12 protein-coding genes are annotated in these 15,826 nt (G+C 72.6%); 10 read left to right on the top strand and 2 right to left on the bottom strand.

The features are described from left to right. Nucleotides 1-312: 312 nt before the first annotated feature. Together LCE31_RS23410 and LCE31_RS23405 are read left to right on the top strand one after the other, a co-directional pair. Nucleotides 313-1,308, top strand: a complete 996-nt coding sequence (locus LCE31_RS23410) for a cytochrome c oxidase assembly protein (protein WP_225017246.1) — start codon at nt 313-315, stop codon at nt 1,306-1,308. A gap of 66 nt (nt 1,309-1,374) precedes the next feature. Beyond that, entirely contained in the window at nt 1,375-2,292 is a 918-nt protein-coding gene (locus tag LCE31_RS23405; protein WP_225017244.1) for a carbohydrate kinase family protein, read from the top strand. A gap of 135 nt (nt 2,293-2,427) precedes the next feature. Here the strand turns inward: LCE31_RS23405 and LCE31_RS23400 are convergent, their stop codons facing one another. Both LCE31_RS23400 and uvrA read right to left on the bottom strand, forming a co-directional pair. Continuing rightward, nucleotides 2,428-3,336 carry an alpha/beta fold hydrolase gene (locus tag LCE31_RS23400; protein WP_225017242.1) on the bottom strand — a complete coding sequence of 303 codons (909 nt, stop codon included), beginning with the start codon at nt 3,334-3,336 and terminating at the stop codon, nt 2,428-2,430. Nucleotides 3,337-3,418: 82 nt separating this feature from the next. Next, on the bottom strand, nt 3,419-6,439 hold the full coding sequence (uvrA, locus tag LCE31_RS23395) for an excinuclease ABC subunit UvrA (protein ID WP_225017240.1): 3,021 nt from the start codon (nt 6,437-6,439) through the stop codon (nt 3,419-3,421). A gap of 412 nt (nt 6,440-6,851) precedes the next feature. Here uvrA and LCE31_RS23390 point away from each other — a divergent pair, with 412 nt between their 5' ends. From LCE31_RS23390 to LCE31_RS23355, 8 genes are all read left to right on the top strand, one after another. Then, nucleotides 6,852-7,508 carry an MBL fold metallo-hydrolase gene (locus tag LCE31_RS23390; protein ID WP_225017238.1) on the top strand — a complete coding sequence of 219 codons (657 nt, stop codon included), beginning with the start codon at nt 6,852-6,854 and terminating at the stop codon, nt 7,506-7,508. Nucleotides 7,509-7,738: 230 nt separating this feature from the next. Next, nucleotides 7,739-8,209, top strand: a complete 471-nt coding sequence (locus LCE31_RS23385; RefSeq protein ID WP_225017236.1) for a Rieske (2Fe-2S) protein — start codon at nt 7,739-7,741, stop codon at nt 8,207-8,209. Nucleotides 8,210-8,308: 99 nt separating this feature from the next. Beyond that, the gene (gene uvrC, locus LCE31_RS23380) at nt 8,309-10,543 is read left to right on the top strand and encodes an excinuclease ABC subunit UvrC (RefSeq protein ID WP_225017235.1); all 2,235 of its coding nucleotides are present in this window, start codon (nt 8,309-8,311) and stop codon (nt 10,541-10,543) included. Beyond that, on the top strand, nt 10,536-11,522 hold the full coding sequence (gene rapZ / locus LCE31_RS23375; protein ID WP_225017234.1) for an RNase adapter RapZ: 987 nt from the start codon (nt 10,536-10,538) through the stop codon (nt 11,520-11,522). Before uvrC ends, rapZ begins: the two co-directional genes overlap by 8 nt. Next, nucleotides 11,519-12,553, top strand: a complete 1,035-nt coding sequence (locus LCE31_RS23370; RefSeq protein ID WP_225017233.1) for a gluconeogenesis factor YvcK family protein — start codon at nt 11,519-11,521, stop codon at nt 12,551-12,553. The genes rapZ and LCE31_RS23370 overlap by 4 nt, the downstream gene beginning before the upstream one ends. After that, nucleotides 12,544-13,533 carry a DNA-binding protein WhiA gene (gene whiA, locus LCE31_RS23365; RefSeq protein ID WP_225017232.1) on the top strand — a complete coding sequence of 330 codons (990 nt, stop codon included), beginning with the start codon at nt 12,544-12,546 and terminating at the stop codon, nt 13,531-13,533. The genes LCE31_RS23370 and whiA overlap by 10 nt, the downstream gene beginning before the upstream one ends. A gap of 326 nt (nt 13,534-13,859) precedes the next feature. Continuing rightward, a complete protein-coding gene (gap, locus tag LCE31_RS23360) occupies nt 13,860-14,864 on the top strand; it encodes a type I glyceraldehyde-3-phosphate dehydrogenase (RefSeq protein WP_225017231.1) in 1,005 nt (334 codons plus the stop codon). 93 nt (nt 14,865-14,957) lie between these two features. Next, nucleotides 14,958-15,826: phosphoglycerate kinase (locus LCE31_RS23355; protein ID WP_225017229.1), on the top strand; the 869-nt coding region annotated here is incomplete at its 3' end.

The raw sequence follows: 15,826 nt of genomic DNA, 5'->3' as shown, positions 1-15,826 counted from the left end.
CTCCCCGCGCCGGGGGCGCCCGGGGGGGGCCCCCCCCCCGGGGGGGGGGGGGGGGGCGGGGGGGGCGCCGCCCCGGGGGGGGGGGCGCGGCCCCCCCGGGGGGGGGGGGGGGGGGGCCCCCCCGGCCGGGCGTGGGCGGCGTGGTGTCGGCATGGCGGCGACGCTAGCGACGGCCGACCCGACGTACGAGCGAATTACCCCGCGGTCTAGCGTGATGGGCGAATACCGACGGCCGGGCGCATGTCGGAACCCGGCCGGCACCGGGCGGCACCGACCCGGTGGGCGAGACCGGTACCCGAAGGAAGGTGCGGCGTGCTGCCGGAACTGACGTTGAGCCGGGGCTTCACGTCCTGGACGCTCGACCCGGCGGCGCTGGTCGCCGTGGTCCTGCTCGGCGGCCTCTACGCGTACGGCGTCACGCGGCGCGTCCGGTCCGGCCAGGGCTGGTCGGTGCTGCGGGCCGCGTCGTTCGCGGTGCTCGGCCTCGGCATGATCGTCGTCGCCACCATGTCCTCGCTCGCCGTCTACGACCGGGTGCTCTTCTGGCCGGCCGCCGTGCAGAACATCCTGCTCGACCTGCTCGCGCCGCTCGGCCTCGCCCTCGGCGATCCGCTGGGCCTCGCGTCCCCGGACGGCGGGCTGCGCCGCGTGATGACCTCGCGGCCCGTGCGGCTGCTGACGTTCCCGCTCGTCAGCTCGTTGTTCGTGCTGGTGTCGGAGCTGACCATCTACTTCACGCCGTACTTCCCCACGGCCCTGCACAACGATCCGGTGCGGCAGCTGATGCACGCGCAACTGCTGCTCACCGGCTGCCTGTTCGTCCTGCCGATGCTGACCGGGCAGGAGCTGCTGCCCCGCTGGTGCACGCACCCGGTCAGGGCCGCGCTGGTGTTCTTCGACGGGCTCTTCGACTCGATCCCCGGCATCGTCGTGATGACGAGCGGGGCCCTGATCGCCGGACCCTGGTACAAGGCGCACCCCCGGACCTGGGGCCCCACGCTCCAGTTCGACCAGATGCTCGGCGGCGGCCTGATGCTGACGCTCGCGGAACTCGTCGCCCTGCCGTTCCTCATCGCGGTGTTCTTCCAGTGGTGGCACAGCGAGCGGGACCGCACCGCGGAACTCGACGCCCGGCTCGACGCGGAGCTGACTCCCGTCGTCCCGGCCACGGCGGGCGCTGTCGTCGCGGCGTCCGGAGCGGCGTCCGCGGACTCCGCCCCGGCCGCGTCCGCGGAGTCCGAACGGGTGCGCCCCTGGTGGGAGACCGACGGCGGAGAGGTCGGCCAGCGGATGCGCCGGACCCGCTGACGGGCCCGCGCCGGGCCGCCCGCGGCACCCGTGCGGCAACCACGGCCCGTGGGCTACGGTCGGGCCGTGATCGTCGTCGCCGGAGAGTCCCTGATCGACCTGGTCCCCGCCGACCGCGCGGGCGGCCCCCTCGCGCCCCTGACGCCCAGGCGCGGCGGCGGCCCGTACAACACGGCCGTCGCCCTCGGCCGCCTCGGTGAGCGCACCGCCTTCTGCTCCCGGATCTCCACGGACGTGTTCGGGGAGTCCCTCGTCGAGGGGCTGCGCGAGGCGGGCGTCGAGATGGCGTTCGTGCAGCGCGGACCCGAACCCACGACGCTCGCCGTGGCGACGCTGTCCGAGGACGGTTCCGCCGGATTCGGCTTCTACGCGGAGGGCAGCGCCGACCGCCTCTTCGAGGTCCCGCCCGCCCTGCCGCCGTCCGTACGGGCGATCGCGTTCGGTACGTGTTCCCTCGTCCTCGAACCCGGCGCCACCGCGTACGAGGCGCTGCTGCGCCGCGAGGCGGCCCGGGGCGTCCTCACCCTGCTCGATCCGAACATCCGGGCGGGCCTCGTCCCGGACGCGGCGGCGTACCGGGCCCGGTTCCGGTCCTGGCTGCCGTCGGTGTCCCTGCTGAAGCTGTCCGAGCAGGACGCTCAGTGGCTCGGCGGCACCCCCGGCGACTGGCTCGGGAGCGGACCCGCCGCGGTGGTGCTCACCCGGGGCGGGGGCGGGCTCAGCGCCTTCACGGCGGCGGGCGGCGAGGTGTCGGTGCCGTCGGTGCCCGTCGAGGTCGCGGACACGATCGGCGCGGGCGACACGGTCAACGCGGCGCTGCTGCACGGGCTCGCCGCGCACGACGCCCTGACACCGCGGGCACTCGGCGGCCTGGGCGAGCGCGGCTGGCGCGAGGTGCTCTCCCTCGCCGCCAGGGCCGCGGCGGTGACCTGCTCGCGGCCGGGCGCGGACCCGCCGTACGCCTCGGAGCTGGCCGGCGAGTGACTCGGCCAGCTCCTGGCCCACCGTCCGGCAGGGCGCGGCTCCGCCGATATCCGGTCCGTCCTGGCCTGCGACCGGCCGGGCGCGGCTCCGCCGACATCCGGCCCGTCCTCGCCCATCGCCCGGCACAGCGGCCGCCTAGACGGCCGCGACGCCGTCCAGGAACGCGCCGACCGCTGCCGCGAAACCCTCCGGGTCCTCCGTCCACGGCAGGTGGCCCCCTTCCGGCAGAACGGTCCTCGTGACGTGGGGGAGCGCGCGCTCCAGGGAGTCGACCGCCGAGCGCGGGCGGATGTCCCGGGCGCCGTCCACGATCAGGACCGGGACCGTGAGCGCCGCGCAGCGCTCCAGCGGTCCGCCCGAGGCGACCAGCGACCTGGCCTCCCCGTTGAGGGTCCTGTTGCACTCCTGGTTGACGCCGAACCACGGCGTCGCCATGGCCTCGGCCGACGCCAGGGCGTCCGGGCCCGGGAAGTCCGCCGACCACTGGAGTACGCACATCTCGCGCTCCTCGGCCCGGGTCAGCTGGGCCGCCGGCCGGTCGCGCAGCTCCCGCCAGCGCGCCAGGCGCGGGCCGAGCGCCCGGCGGAGCCCTGCCTCGTAGCCGGGGTGCCAGGCCGCTTCGGCGTCCACGCCGACCCCGGCCACGTACACCAGCGCACTCACCCGGTCCGGGTGCGCCAGCGCGTAGAACAGGGCGAGCTGCGCGCCCCACGAGTGACCGACCAACACGGTCCGCTCCAGTCCGAACCCGCGCCGTACGGCGTCGAGGTCGGCCACCGACCGGGCCACCGTGTACGGGCCCCGGCGCTGTGAACGGCCGCAGCCCCGCTGGTCCCAGCGCACCACCGGCCGCGCCCCGAGGCGCGCGGCCGGTGCCTGGAGGGTGTCCCAGAGGCCGGGGCCGCCGTGGCACAGGATCACCGGCGCGGCCGGGCCGTCCGTCTCGCGGACGGCCCACAGCCGGACGCCGTCGTCCGCCACCACGCCGACGCCGCCCCCGCCGCTGCCGCCGTGCCCGTCCTGTGCCCGCCCGCTCGTCGCCATGACGGGGATCTTGCCGGGTCACGGACCGCTGCCGCACGCGATTTGATCCGCGACCCCTCGCGCGGCTCCCGGCCGCCCCGCGCTACTTCGCGCGCGGTGTCCGGGACCTCGTCGTGGCCGCCGCCTTCTTCTCGGCGGTCTGCTGGATACCGGCCTTCTTCGCGGCGGCCTTCGCCACCGTCTTCTTCGCCGTCGTCTTCCTGGCCCCCGCCTTGCGGACGGGCGCCTTCTTCCCCGGCATGGCCGCCTCGCTGACGCGCTCCGTGTCGAGGATGTCCCGCAGGAACTTGCCGGTGTGGCTGGTGGCCACGCCCGCGATCTGCTCCGGGGTGCCCTCCGCGACCACCAGACCGCCGCCGTTGCCGCCCTCGGGCCCCATGTCGACCACCCAGTCCGCCGTCTTCACGACGTCCAGGTTGTGCTCGATCACGATCACCGTGTTGCCCTTGTCGACCAGACCGGACAGCACCGAGATCAGCTTGCTGATGTCCTCGAAGTGCAGACCTGTCGTCGGCTCGTCCAGAACGTAGACCGTGCGGCCGGTGGACCGCTTCTGGAGTTCGCTGGAGAGCTTGACGCGCTGGGCCTCGCCGCCCGAGAGCGTCGGCGCCGGCTGGCCGAGCCGGACATAGCCGAGACCCACCTCGTTGAGCGTCTTCAGGTGGCGCGAGATCGTGGGCACGGCCCCGAAGAAGTCCAGCGCCTCCTCGATCGGCATGTCCAGCACCTCGGCGATGTTCTTGCCCTTGTAGTGGACCTCCAGCGTCTCCCGGTTGTACCGGGCGCCGTGGCACACCTCGCAGGGCACGTACACGTCCGGCAGGAAGTTCATCTCGATCTTGATGGTGCCGTCGCCCGCGCAGTTCTCGCAGCGGCCGCCCTTCACATTGAACGAGAAGCGTCCCTGGAGGTACCCGCGCACCTTCGCCTCGGTCGTCTCCGCGAACAGCTTGCGGACGTGGTCGAACACGCCCGTGTACGTCGCCGGGTTGGACCGGGGCGTCCGTCCGATCGGGGACTGGTCGACATGCACGACCTTGTCGACGAGGTCGTCGCCGTCGACGCGCGTGTGCCGTCCGGGCACCGACTTCGCGCCGTTCAGCTCCCGCGCCAGGTGCGTGTACAGGATGTCGTTGACCAGGGTCGACTTCCCGGACCCGGAGACGCCGGTGACGGCCGTGAGCACCCCGAGCGGGAACGACACGTCGATGTCCTGGAGGTTGTTCTCCCGCGCCCCGTGCACCGTCAGCCGGCGCGCCGGGTCGACCGGCCTGCGGATGTCCGGCGTCGGGATGGACCGCTTGCCCACCAGGTACTGCCCGGTCAGCGACTCCTTGTTGGCCAGCAGCTCCTTCAGCGGGCCCGAGTGGACGACCTTGCCGCCGTGCTCGCCCGCGCCGGGGCCGATGTCCACGATCCAGTCCGCGACCTTGATCGTGTCCTCGTCGTGCTCGACCACGATCAGGGTGTTGCCCATGTCCCGCAGCCGCACCAGCGTCTCGATCAGCCGGTGGTTGTCGCGCTGGTGCAGGCCGATGGACGGCTCGTCCAGCACGTACAACACACCGACCAGGCCGGAACCGATCTGCGTCGCCAGCCGGATGCGCTGCGCCTCGCCGCCGGAGAGCGTGCCCGCCGCCCGGTTCAGCGACAGGTAGTCGAGGCCGACGTCGACCAGGAACCGCAGCCGCTCGTTGACCTCCTTGAGCACCCGCTCGGCGATCTTCTTGTCGCGCGCGTTCAGCGTGAGCTTCGCCAGGAACTCCGCGCAGTCGCTGATCGACATCGCGGAGACCTCGGCGATGGACTTGTCCATCACCGTCACCGCGAGCACGATCGGCTTCAGGCGCGTGCCCTCGCAGGTGGGGCAGGGCACCTCGCGCATGTACCCCTCGAAGCGCTCCCTGCTGGAGTCGCTCTCGGCCTCCTGGTGGCGCCGCTTCACATACGAGACGGCGCCCTCGAAGGAGGGCGTCACATAGGCGCGCTCGCGCCCGTACCGGTTGCGGTAGCGGACCTCGACCTGCGTCTTGTGGCCGTACAGCAGCGCCTTCTTGGCCCGCTGCGGCAGCCCCGCCCAGGGGATGTCCGTACGGAAGCCCAGCGCGTCCGCGAGACCTCCGATCATCCGGCCGAAGTACTCCCGGGTGTGCCCGTGCGACCACGGGTGGATCGCGCCCTCGTCCAGCGACTTGTCCTCGTCGGGGACGATCAGCTCCGCGTCGACCTCCATCCGCGTGCCGATGCCGGTGCAGTCGGGGCAGGCGCCGAAGGGCGAGTTGAAGGAGAAGGAACGCGGCTCCAGCTCCTCGAACGAGAGGTCGTCGTACGGGCAGTAGAGGTGCTCCGAGTACATCCGCTCGCGCTCGGGGTCGTCCTCGGGGAGGTCGACGAAGTCGAGCACGACCATGCCGCCGGACAGCCCGAGCGCGGTCTCCACGGAGTCGGTCAGCCGGCGCTTGGCGGAGTCCTTGACGGTCAGGCGGTCGACGACCACCTCGATCGTGTGCTTCTCCTGCTTCTTCAGCTTCGGCGGGTCGGTCAGCTGGATCGTGGCGCCGTCGACCCGGGCCCGGCTGTAGCCCTTGGTCTGGAGGTCGGAGAACAGGTCCACGAACTCGCCCTTGCGCTCGCGCACCAGCGGCGAGAGGACCTGGAACCTGCTGCCCTCCGGCAGCTCGAGCACCTTGTCCACGATCGCCTGCGGCGACTGCCGCGTGATCGGCCGGCCGCACTCGGGGCAGTGCGGCTTGCCGATGCGCGCGAACAGCAGGCGCAGGTAGTCGTAGACCTCGGTGATGGTGCCGACCGTCGAGCGCGGGTTGCGCGAGGTCGACTTCTGGTCGATCGAGACGGCCGGGGAGAGGCCCTCGATGAAGTCGACGTCCGGCTTGTCCATCTGTCCGAGGAACTGCCGGGCGTACGAGGACAGCGACTCCACGTAGCGGCGCTGCCCCTCCGCGAAGATCGTGTCGAACGCGAGCGAGGACTTGCCCGATCCGGAGAGCCCGGTGAAGACGATGAGTGAATCGCGGGGCAGGTCCAGCGAGACATTGCGGAGATTGTGCTCGCGAGCGCCACGGACGATGAGACGGTCGGCCACGCCGGTCCGCACCTTTCGTATGGGGGATGCAGGGGCGGAGCCCCCTCAGCGGAATGCCGGGGGCCGCCAGAGCGATGGACTGCTGTACACGGACTTGCTGTACACGGACTGCTGTACATGGACTTGCTGTACACGGACTGCTTACGGGATCTGCGGGTGTGCACAGTGGTGTGCACGGTGCTGCGGGGGCGCACGCCTGGACGGACGCATCCGTCGCGGAGGCATCGGTACGAGGCGTCGCGGCGGAGGCCCCCGCGCGGGTGTGCGCGAGGTGCGCATACCAGGATGCCTCTTCCGCGGCCCTTCCCGAGCCTATAGCACGCGCATTCGATTTACGGGGGACTTCGGACCCCAACCCCTGGATTCACCCGAACGGGTGGCGCGGATCACGTGCCCCCGTACAGTGGCGCCCATGACCTACAGCGGAGAGGTGCAGGTCGGCGGGCCTGCCGATGTACACGAACTGCCCGACCTGATGATCTCGAAGGTCGCGGTCGGACCCATGAACAACAACGCCTACCTGCTGCGCTGCCGGGCCACCGGTGTTCAGCTGCTCATCGACGCGGCGGCCGACCCCGGCACCCTGATCGGCCTCATCGGCGAGGACGGCGTCGCCGCCGTCGTCACCACCCACTCGCACGGCGACCACTGGGGCGCGCTCGCCGAGGTCGTGAAGGCGACCGGAGCACGCACCTACGCCGGGCGGTACGACGCCGAGGACATCCCCGTGCCCACCGACGTGGAGGTCGAGGACGGCGACACCATCGGGTTCGGTGAGATCACGCTCACCGCCCGCCACATCGTCGGCCACACGCCGGGCTCGATCGCCCTCGTCTACGACGACCCGCACGGCCACCCGCACCTGTTCACCGGCGACTGCCTCTTCCCCGGCGGCGTCGGCAACACGAACGAGGACCCGGTGGCCTTCGCGAGCCTCCTGAACGACGTCGAGACCAAGCTCTTCGGCCGGCTCCCCGACGAGACCTGGGTCTACCCGGGCCACGGCAACGACACGACCCTCGGCGCCGAGCGGCCGCACCTGCCGGAGTGGCGCGAGCGCGGCTGGTAGCGGCGGAAGGCGCCGGGCGGGCGGCGCGCGCCGGTGGAGCGCGCGGCTGGAGCGGCCCGTGCGGCCGGCCCCGGGCGCACGGGGAGGTCCGGGGCGGCCCGGGCCCGGTGCGAGGCGCGCCCCGGCCCGGACGTCCTGTGCCGGGCGGCCCGGGCCGGTGCCGGGGCGTCCGGTCCGTCCCGGTAGCGTCTCGTCCGTACCGTCCGCCCCGTCACCCGTGGAGCGCCTCCATGCCCGGCCTGTCCGCCCGCTTCGCCAACCGCCGCGCGCTCCTCAAGGGCGCCGCGCTCGCCGGGGCCACGGCCCTCGGCGCCGCCGCCTGCGGCCCCGGCAAGAAGGCGGCGGCGAGCCCCACCCCGACGGCGCCCGTCGATCTCGGGTCGCCCGGCGCCGTACCGGTCGGCGGCGCGCGGCTCTACCGCGACGACAAGGTCGTCGTGTACTGCCCCGCCAAGGGCAGCTACAAGGGCTTCAGCGCCGTCTGCACCCACCAGGGATGCGTGCTCACCGAGATCGTCGGGACGACCGGCGAGTGTCCCTGCCACGGCAGCCGCTTCGACGTCACCACGGGCAAGGTCGTCCAGGGACCCGCGCAGGCGCCGCTGCCGCCCGTGCCGGTCAGGGCCGAGGGCGGCAGGCTCGTCGCGGGCCCGGACACGGCGGCGGGGAAGGCGTCCACCGGAGCGTCCGCCGGCGCCTGAGGGCCGGTCCCCGCGCGGCGGCCGGAGCTCCACCGCGACCCGCCCGGCGACCCTCCCGCCGCAACGCTGACTGTCCGTCCCCGCCAGTAGGGTGGCCGTATGGCCGACCCCTCCAGCTACCGCCCCAAGCCGGGAGAGATCCCCGACTCGCCGGGGGTCTACAAGTTCCGCGACGACCACCGCCGGGTGATCTACGTGGGCAAGGCGAAGAGCCTGCGGCAGCGTCTCGCCAACTACTTCCAGGACCTGTCGGGGCTCCATCCGCGCACGCGCACGATGGTCACCACGGCCGCCTCCGTGGAGTGGACGGTCGTGTCCACCGAGGTCGAGGCGCTCCAGCTCGAATACTCCTGGATCAAGGAGTTCGACCCCCGGTTCAACGTCAAGTACCGCGACGACAAGTCCTATCCGTACCTCGCGGTCACGCTGAACGAGAAGTTCCCGCGCGTCCAGGTGATGCGCGGCGCCAAGCGGAAGGGCGTGCGCTACTTCGGTCCCTACGGCCACGCGTGGGCGATCCGCGAGACCGTCGACCTGATGCTGCGCGTCTTCCCCGTACGGACCTGCTCCGCCGGGGTGTTCAAGAACGCGGAGCGCACAGGACGCCCCTGCCTCCTCGGGTACATCGGCAAGTGCTCGGCGCCGTGCGTGGGCCGGGTCACCCCCGAGGAGCACCGCGAACTCGCCGACGAGTTCTGCGACTTCATGGCGGGCAGGACCGGCGCGTACCTGCGCCGCCTGGAGCGGCGGATGGCGGAGGCCGCCGAGGAGATGGAGTACGAGCGCGCCGCGCGCCTGCGCGACGACATAGGCGCGCTGCGGCGGGCCATGGAGAAGAACGCGGTGGTGCTCGCCGACGCCACCGACGCGGACCTCATCGCCGTCGCCGAGGACGAGCTGGAGGCGGCCGTGCAGATCTTCCACGTGCGCGGCGGCCGCGTGCGCGGACAGCGCGGCTGGGTCACGGACAAGGTCGAGGCGGTCGGCACCGGCGAACTGGTCGAGCACGCGCTCCAGCAGCTCTACGGCGAGGAGCGCGGCGACGCCGTGCCCAAGGAGGTCCTGGTCCCCGCGCTGCCCGGCGACGACGAGGCGGCCACCGCCGCCGTCACGCAGTGGCTCAGCGACCGGCGCGGTGCGCACGTGTCCCTGCGCATCCCGCAGCGCGGTGACAAGAAGGACCTGATGGAGACGGTCGCGCGCAACGCGCAGCAGGCCCTCGGCCTGCACAAGACCAAGCGCGCCAGCGACCTGACCACCCGCTCGCGAGCCCTGGAGGAGATCGCGGCGGCGCTCGGCCTCGACAGCGCGCCCCTGCGGATCGAGTGCTTCGACATCTCGCACTTCCAGGGCGACGACGTGGTGGCCTCCATGGTCGTCTTCGAGGACGGCCTCGCCCGCAAGAGCGAGTACCGCAGGTTCCAGATCAAGACCTTCGCCGGCCAGGACGACGTCAGGTCCATGCACGAGGTGATCAGCCGCCGCTTCCGCCGCTACCTCCAGGAGAAGGAGCGCACGGGCGAGTGGCCCGAGGGCCGGGAGGAGGCGCCGGAGCCCGGCGACGGCGAGGCGGCCGGCGCGCGGGACCAGCAGGAGGCCGGGAGCGCGGACGGCGCCGCCCGCGCGCGGCCGGAGCGCGTGATGGTGCGCGCGGAGTCCACGCGCACCATGGCACCCGCGGGCACGGGCCCCGCCACGGACGCGGGACCTGCCCGGGACGCAGGCGCGGGCCCCGCCGCGGACGGCGGCGCGGGCCTCAAGGACGACGACGGGCGCCCCAGGCGGTTCGCCTACCCGCCCCAGCTCCTCGTCGTGGACGGCGGGCAGCCGCAGGTCGCGGCGGCCAAGCGGGCCCTGGACGAGCTGGGCATCGACGACGTCGCCGTCTGCGGCCTCGCCAAGCGCCTCGAAGAGGTGTGGCTGCCGGACGACGACGACCCGGTCGTCCTGCCGCGCTCCAGCGAGGGCCTGTACCTGCTCCAGCGGGTGCGCGACGAGGCGCACCGCTTCGCCATCACCTACCAGCGCGCCAAGCGGGCCAAGCGCATCAGGTCGGGCCCGCTGGACGACGTCCCCGGCCTGGGGGAGGCGAGGAAACAGCTGCTCGTCAAGCATTTCGGCTCGGTGAAAAGGCTCCGGCAGGCCACAATCGAGCAGATCTGCGAGGTGCCCGGGTTCGGCCGCAAGACGGCCGAGTCCGTGGTGGTGGCCCTCGCCGGGGCGGCCCCGGCCGCACCCGCCGTGAACACGGCCACAGGAGAGATCATCGAAGACGACCGGGACGACCGGGATAACCGGGACAACGGGGACAGCGGGGGCAGCGGGCATGACTGAGGACGACCGGCACAGCGAGCACCACCGGGACGGAGCGCGGCAGATGAGTACGGGCGGCACGCACACGAGCGGCGGGGGCGGCGAGAGCGTCCCGTCCGAACCGGCCGGCCACGAGCCCGGCATCCCCGAACTGGTGATCATCTCCGGCATGTCGGGGGCGGGCCGCAGCACCGCCGCCAAGTGCCTGGAGGACCTCGGCTGGTTCGTCGTGGACAACCTCCCGCCCGCGCTGATCCCGACGATGGTCGAGCTCGGCGCCCGCTCGCAGGGCAACGTGGCGCGGATCGCCGTCGTCGTCGACGTGCGCGGCCGGCGCTTCTTCGACAATCTGCGCGAGTCGCTCGCCGACCTGGAGGCCAAGGGCGTCACCCGCAGGATCGTCTTCCTGGAGTCCTCCGACGAGGCGCTGGTGCGCCGCTTCGAGTCCGTACGGCGCCCGCACCCGCTCCAGGGCGACGGCCGGACGCTCGACGGGATCGTCGCCGAGCGCGACCTGCTGCGCGAACTGCGCGGCGACGCCGACCTGGTGATCGACACCTCCAGCCTCAACGTGCACGAGCTGCGCGCCAAGCTCGACGCCGGGTTCGCCGGCGAGGAGGAGCCCGAACTGCGGGCCACGGTCATGTCGTTCGGCTACAAGTACGGCCTCCCCGTGGACGCCGACCTCGTCGCGGACTGCCGGTTCCTGCCCAACCCGCACTGGGTGCCCGAGCTGCGCCCGTACACGGGGCTCAACGAGGAGGTATCGGGCTACGTCTTCAACCAGCCAGGCGCGAAGGAGTTCCTGGACCGCTACACCGAGCTCCTTGAGCTGGTCGCCTCCGGCTACCGCCGAGAGGGCAAGCGCTACGTGACCATCGCCATCGGCTGCACGGGCGGCAAGCACCGCTCGGTGGCCATGTCCGAGCGCCTCGCCGCGCGCCTCGCCGACGCGGGCATCGAGACGGTCACCGTCCACCGCGACCTGGGGCGCGAGTGACCGGCCGTACGTTCAGACTCCGCAGGCTGCGCACCGGCAACCCCGTGCTCTCCGCGCGGGGGCGCGGCGCGCAGCCCAAGGTCGTCGCCCTCGGCGGCGGGCACGGCCTGTCCGCGTCGCTCACCTCGCTGCGCAGGATCACCGGCGACCTCACGGCCGTCGTCACCGTCGCGGACGACGGCGGCTCCAGCGGCCGGCTGCGCGAGGAACTCGGCGTGCTGCCGCCGGGCGACCTGCGCAAGGCGCTCGCCGCGCTGTGCGGCGACGACGAGTGGGGCCAGACCTGGTCCCACGTCATCCAGCACCGCTTCGAGTCCCAGGGCGACCTGCACGACCACGCCGTGGGGAACCTGCTGATCGTCGCCCTCTGGGAACAGCTCGGCGACCACGTCAAGGCGCTCGACCTCGTCGGCAAGCTGCTCGGCGCGCACGGCCGCGTCCTGCCGATGTCCGCGGTGCCGCTGGAGCTCCAGGCGCTCGTGCGCGGCCACGACCCGGCGCGCCCGGACGAGATCGAGACGGTGCGCGGCCAGGCGACGGTCGCGCTGACCCGCGGCGAGGTCCAGTCCGTCCACCTCGTGCCGCCCGACCCGCCGGCCGTGCCGGAGGCCGTACAGGCCGTCATGGACGCCGACTGGGTGGTTCTCGGCCCCGGATCGTGGTTCTCCTCGGTCATACCCCACCTGCTCGTTCCCGAGCTGCTCACGGCCCTGATCGAGACCAGGGCGCGCCGGGTCCTCTCGCTGAACCTCGCCCCCCAGCCCGGCGAAACCGAGGGGTTCTCACCGCAGCGTCATTTGGAGGTTTTGGCGCGACACGCCCCTAAACTCGCCCTGGACGTGGTGCTGGCCGACCGGGCCGCCGTGCCCGACAGCGACTCCCTCGCCGATGCCGCCAAGCGCTTCGGTGCCGCCGTCGAGCTGGCGCCGGTCGCCACCCGCGACAGCTCCGCGAAGCACGACCCGGAGCTGCTCGCCGCCGCGTACGACCGTATTTTTCGCATGCATGGAAGGATCGGCCCATGGCGATGACGCCAGCGGTGAAGGACGAGATCGCCCGGCTACCGGTCACCCGGACGTGCTGCAGGAAGGCCGAGGTCTCCGCGATCCTCCGGTTCGCCGGCGGGCTGCATCTGGTCAGCGGCCGCATCGTGATCGAGGCGGAGCTCGACACGAGCATCGCGGCGCGGCGCCTGCGCAAGGACATCCTGGAGATCTTCGGGCACAACTCCGAGCTGGTCGTGATGGCGCCTGGCGGGCTGCGGCGCGGCAGCCGTTACGTCGTACGGGTGATCACGGGCGGCGATCAGCTCGCCCGGCAGACGGGCCTGGTGGACGGTCGCGGCCGGCCCATCCGCGGCCTGCCGCCGCAGGTCGTCTCGGGGGCGACGTGCGACGCGGAGGCCGCGTGGCGCGGCGCCTTCCTCGCCCACGGCTCGCTGACGGAGCCGGGCCGGTCCTCCTCGCTGGAGGTCACCTGCCCGGGCCCCGAGGCCGCCCTCGCCCTGGTCGGCGCGGCACGCCGGCTCCAGATCCCCGCGAAGGCCCGCGAAGTACGGGGCGTCGACCGGGTGGTCGTACGCGACGGTGACGCGATCGGCGCGCTGCTGACGCGCCTCGGGGCGCACGAGTCGGTGCTCGCGTGGGAGGAGCGGCGGATGCGCCGCGAGGTCCGCGCGACGGCGAACCGCCTGGCGAACTTCGACGACGCGAACCTGCGCCGCTCCGCGCGGGCCGCCGTCGCGGCGGGCGCCCGGGTGCAGCGCGCGCTGGAGATCCTCGCAGACGAGGTGCCCGAGCACCTCGCGGCGGCGGGCCGCCTGCGCATGGAGCACAAGCAGGCGTCCCTGGAGGAGCTGGGCGCGCTCGCGGACCCACCGCTGACCAAGGACGCGGTCGCGGGCCGGATCAGGCGTCTGCTCGCCATGGCCGACAAGCGGGCCCAGGACCTGGGCATCCCGGGCACGGATTCCGGTCTGAGCGAGGAGCTGGCGGACGGACTGGCGGTCTGACCCGGGCGTCGCGCACCGCACGGGGCCCGCGCCCCGGACCCCGTCGGAAGGGGCCCGGCGCGGGCCCCGGCCCGTCCGGGACGCCACCCGGCGCAGGTGTGCGGCCCCGCTCGCGGCGCCCTCAGGCGTCCCGCAAGGACCCTGGCGGGACCCGGCACATCCGACCGGTTGCCCGCCCAGGTGAGCGCCTCGCGGCCGGCCGGCGTCGAGGGGCCCTCTGATGTCACGGCCGCCGCCCGGGGGCGGTAGGGTCGTAGACGGTCGGGGACATCCCATACAGCTCGCCGGGCGTCGGACGCACGGCGTACCAACGAGGAGATCGGTTCGTGACGATCCGCGTAGGCATCAACGGCTTTGGCCGCATCGGGCGTAACTACTTCCGCGCGTTGCTGGAGCAGGGTGCGGACATCGAGATCGTGGCTGTCAACGACCTGGGTGACACCGCGACCACGGCGCACCTGCTCAAGTACGACACGATCCTGGGCCGCCTCAAGGCCGAGGTCAGCCACACCGCCGACACCATCACCGTCGACGGGCACGTCATCAAGGTCCTTTCCGAGCGCAACCCCGCCGACATCCCGTGGGGCGAGCTGGGCGTCGACATCGTCATCGAGTCGACCGGCATCTTCACGAAGAAGGCCGACGCCGAGAAGCACATCGCGGGCGGCGCCAAGAAGGTCCTCATCTCGGCTCCGGCCAAGGACGAGGACATCACGATCGTGATGGGCGTCAACCAGGACAAGTACGACCCGGCGAAGCACAACGTCATCTCCAACGCGTCGTGTACCACCAACTGCGTGGCGCCGATGGCCAAGGTCCTCCTGGAGAACTTCGGCATCGTCAAGGGCCTGATGACGACGGTGCACGCGTACACGAACGACCAGCGCATCCTGGACTTCCCGCACAAGGACCTGCGTCGCGCCCGCGCCGCGGCCGAGAACATCATCCCGACCACCACGGGCGCCGCGAAGGCCACCGCGCTGGTCATCCCGGAGCTGGCGGGCAAGCTCGACGGCATCGCGATGCGCGTGCCGGTGCCCACGGGCTCCGTCACCGACCTCGTGGTCGAGGTCGAGCGCGAGGTGACCAAGGAAGAGGTCAACGCCGCCTTCCAGAAGGCCGCCGAGGGCCAGCTCAAGGGCCTGCTCTCGTACACCGAGGACCCGATCGTCTCCTCGGACATCGTCAACTGGCCGGCGTCCTGCACGTTCGACTCCTCCCTGACCATGGTCCAGGGCAAGAGCGTGAAGATCATCGGCTGGTACGACAATGAGTGGGGTTACTCCAACCGCCTTGTCGACCTCACGGTCTTCGTCGGCGACCAGCTCTGATCCGTACGGCATGAGCCCAGGGCCCGGCCCGCGCATCGTCGCGGCGTACGGGCCCTGTGGCCTGTCGGCAGCCCTGAGGAGTCACGGAAACTCATGAAGACGATCGATGAACTTCTGGCGGACGGCGACGGCGTACGCGGCAAGCGCGTCTTCGTACGCGCCGACCTGAACGTGCCCCTGTCCGGCACCACCATCACCGACGACGGCCGCATCCGGGCCGTCCTGCCGACGGTCGTGCGCCTCGCCGAGGCCGGCGCGCGCGTGATCGTCGCCTCGCACCTCGGCCGCCCCAAGGGCGCCCCGGACCCCGCCTTCTCCCTCGCGCCCGCCGCCGCCCGCCTCGGTGAACTCCTGGGGCAGCACGGCATCCACACGGAGTTCGCGACCGACACGGTCGGCGAGTCCGCCCGGGCGGTCGTCGCGGGCCTGGCGGACGGCCAGGTCGCCGTCCTGGAGAACCTGCGCTTCAACCCCGGCGAGACCGCCAAGGACGACGCGGAGCGCGGCGCCTTCGCCGACCGGCTCGCCGCCCTCGCGGACCTCTACGTCGGAGACGGCTTCGGCGCCGTGCACCGCAAGCACGCCTCCGTCTACGACCTCCCGGCGCGCCTCCCGCACGCCGCGGGCGGCCTCATCGCCACCGAGGTCGGCGTCCTCAAGAAGCTCACCGAGAACGTCGAGCGGCCCTATGTGGTCGTGCTCGGCGGCGCCAAGGTCTCCGACAAGCTCGGCGTCATCGACCACCTGCTGGAGAAGGCCGACCGCATCCTCATCGGCGGCGGCATGGCCTTCACCTTCCTCAAGGCCCAGGGCCACGAGGTCGGTTCCTCGCTGCTCCAGGAGGACCAGATCCCCGTGGTGCGGGAGTACCTCAAGCGGGCCGACGAGCGCGGCGTGGAGTTCGTGCTCCCCGTCGACCTGAAGGTCGCCGCCGAGTTCCCCGACTTGAAGACCAAGGCGCC

It is taken from the genome of Streptomyces sp. 8L (assembly GCF_020176795.1).
Classification (GTDB): Bacteria; Actinomycetota; Actinomycetes; order Streptomycetales; family Streptomycetaceae; genus Streptomyces.
The sequence above is the reverse complement of the archived record's forward strand: the minus strand, read 5'-3'. Positions and strand labels throughout refer to the sequence as shown.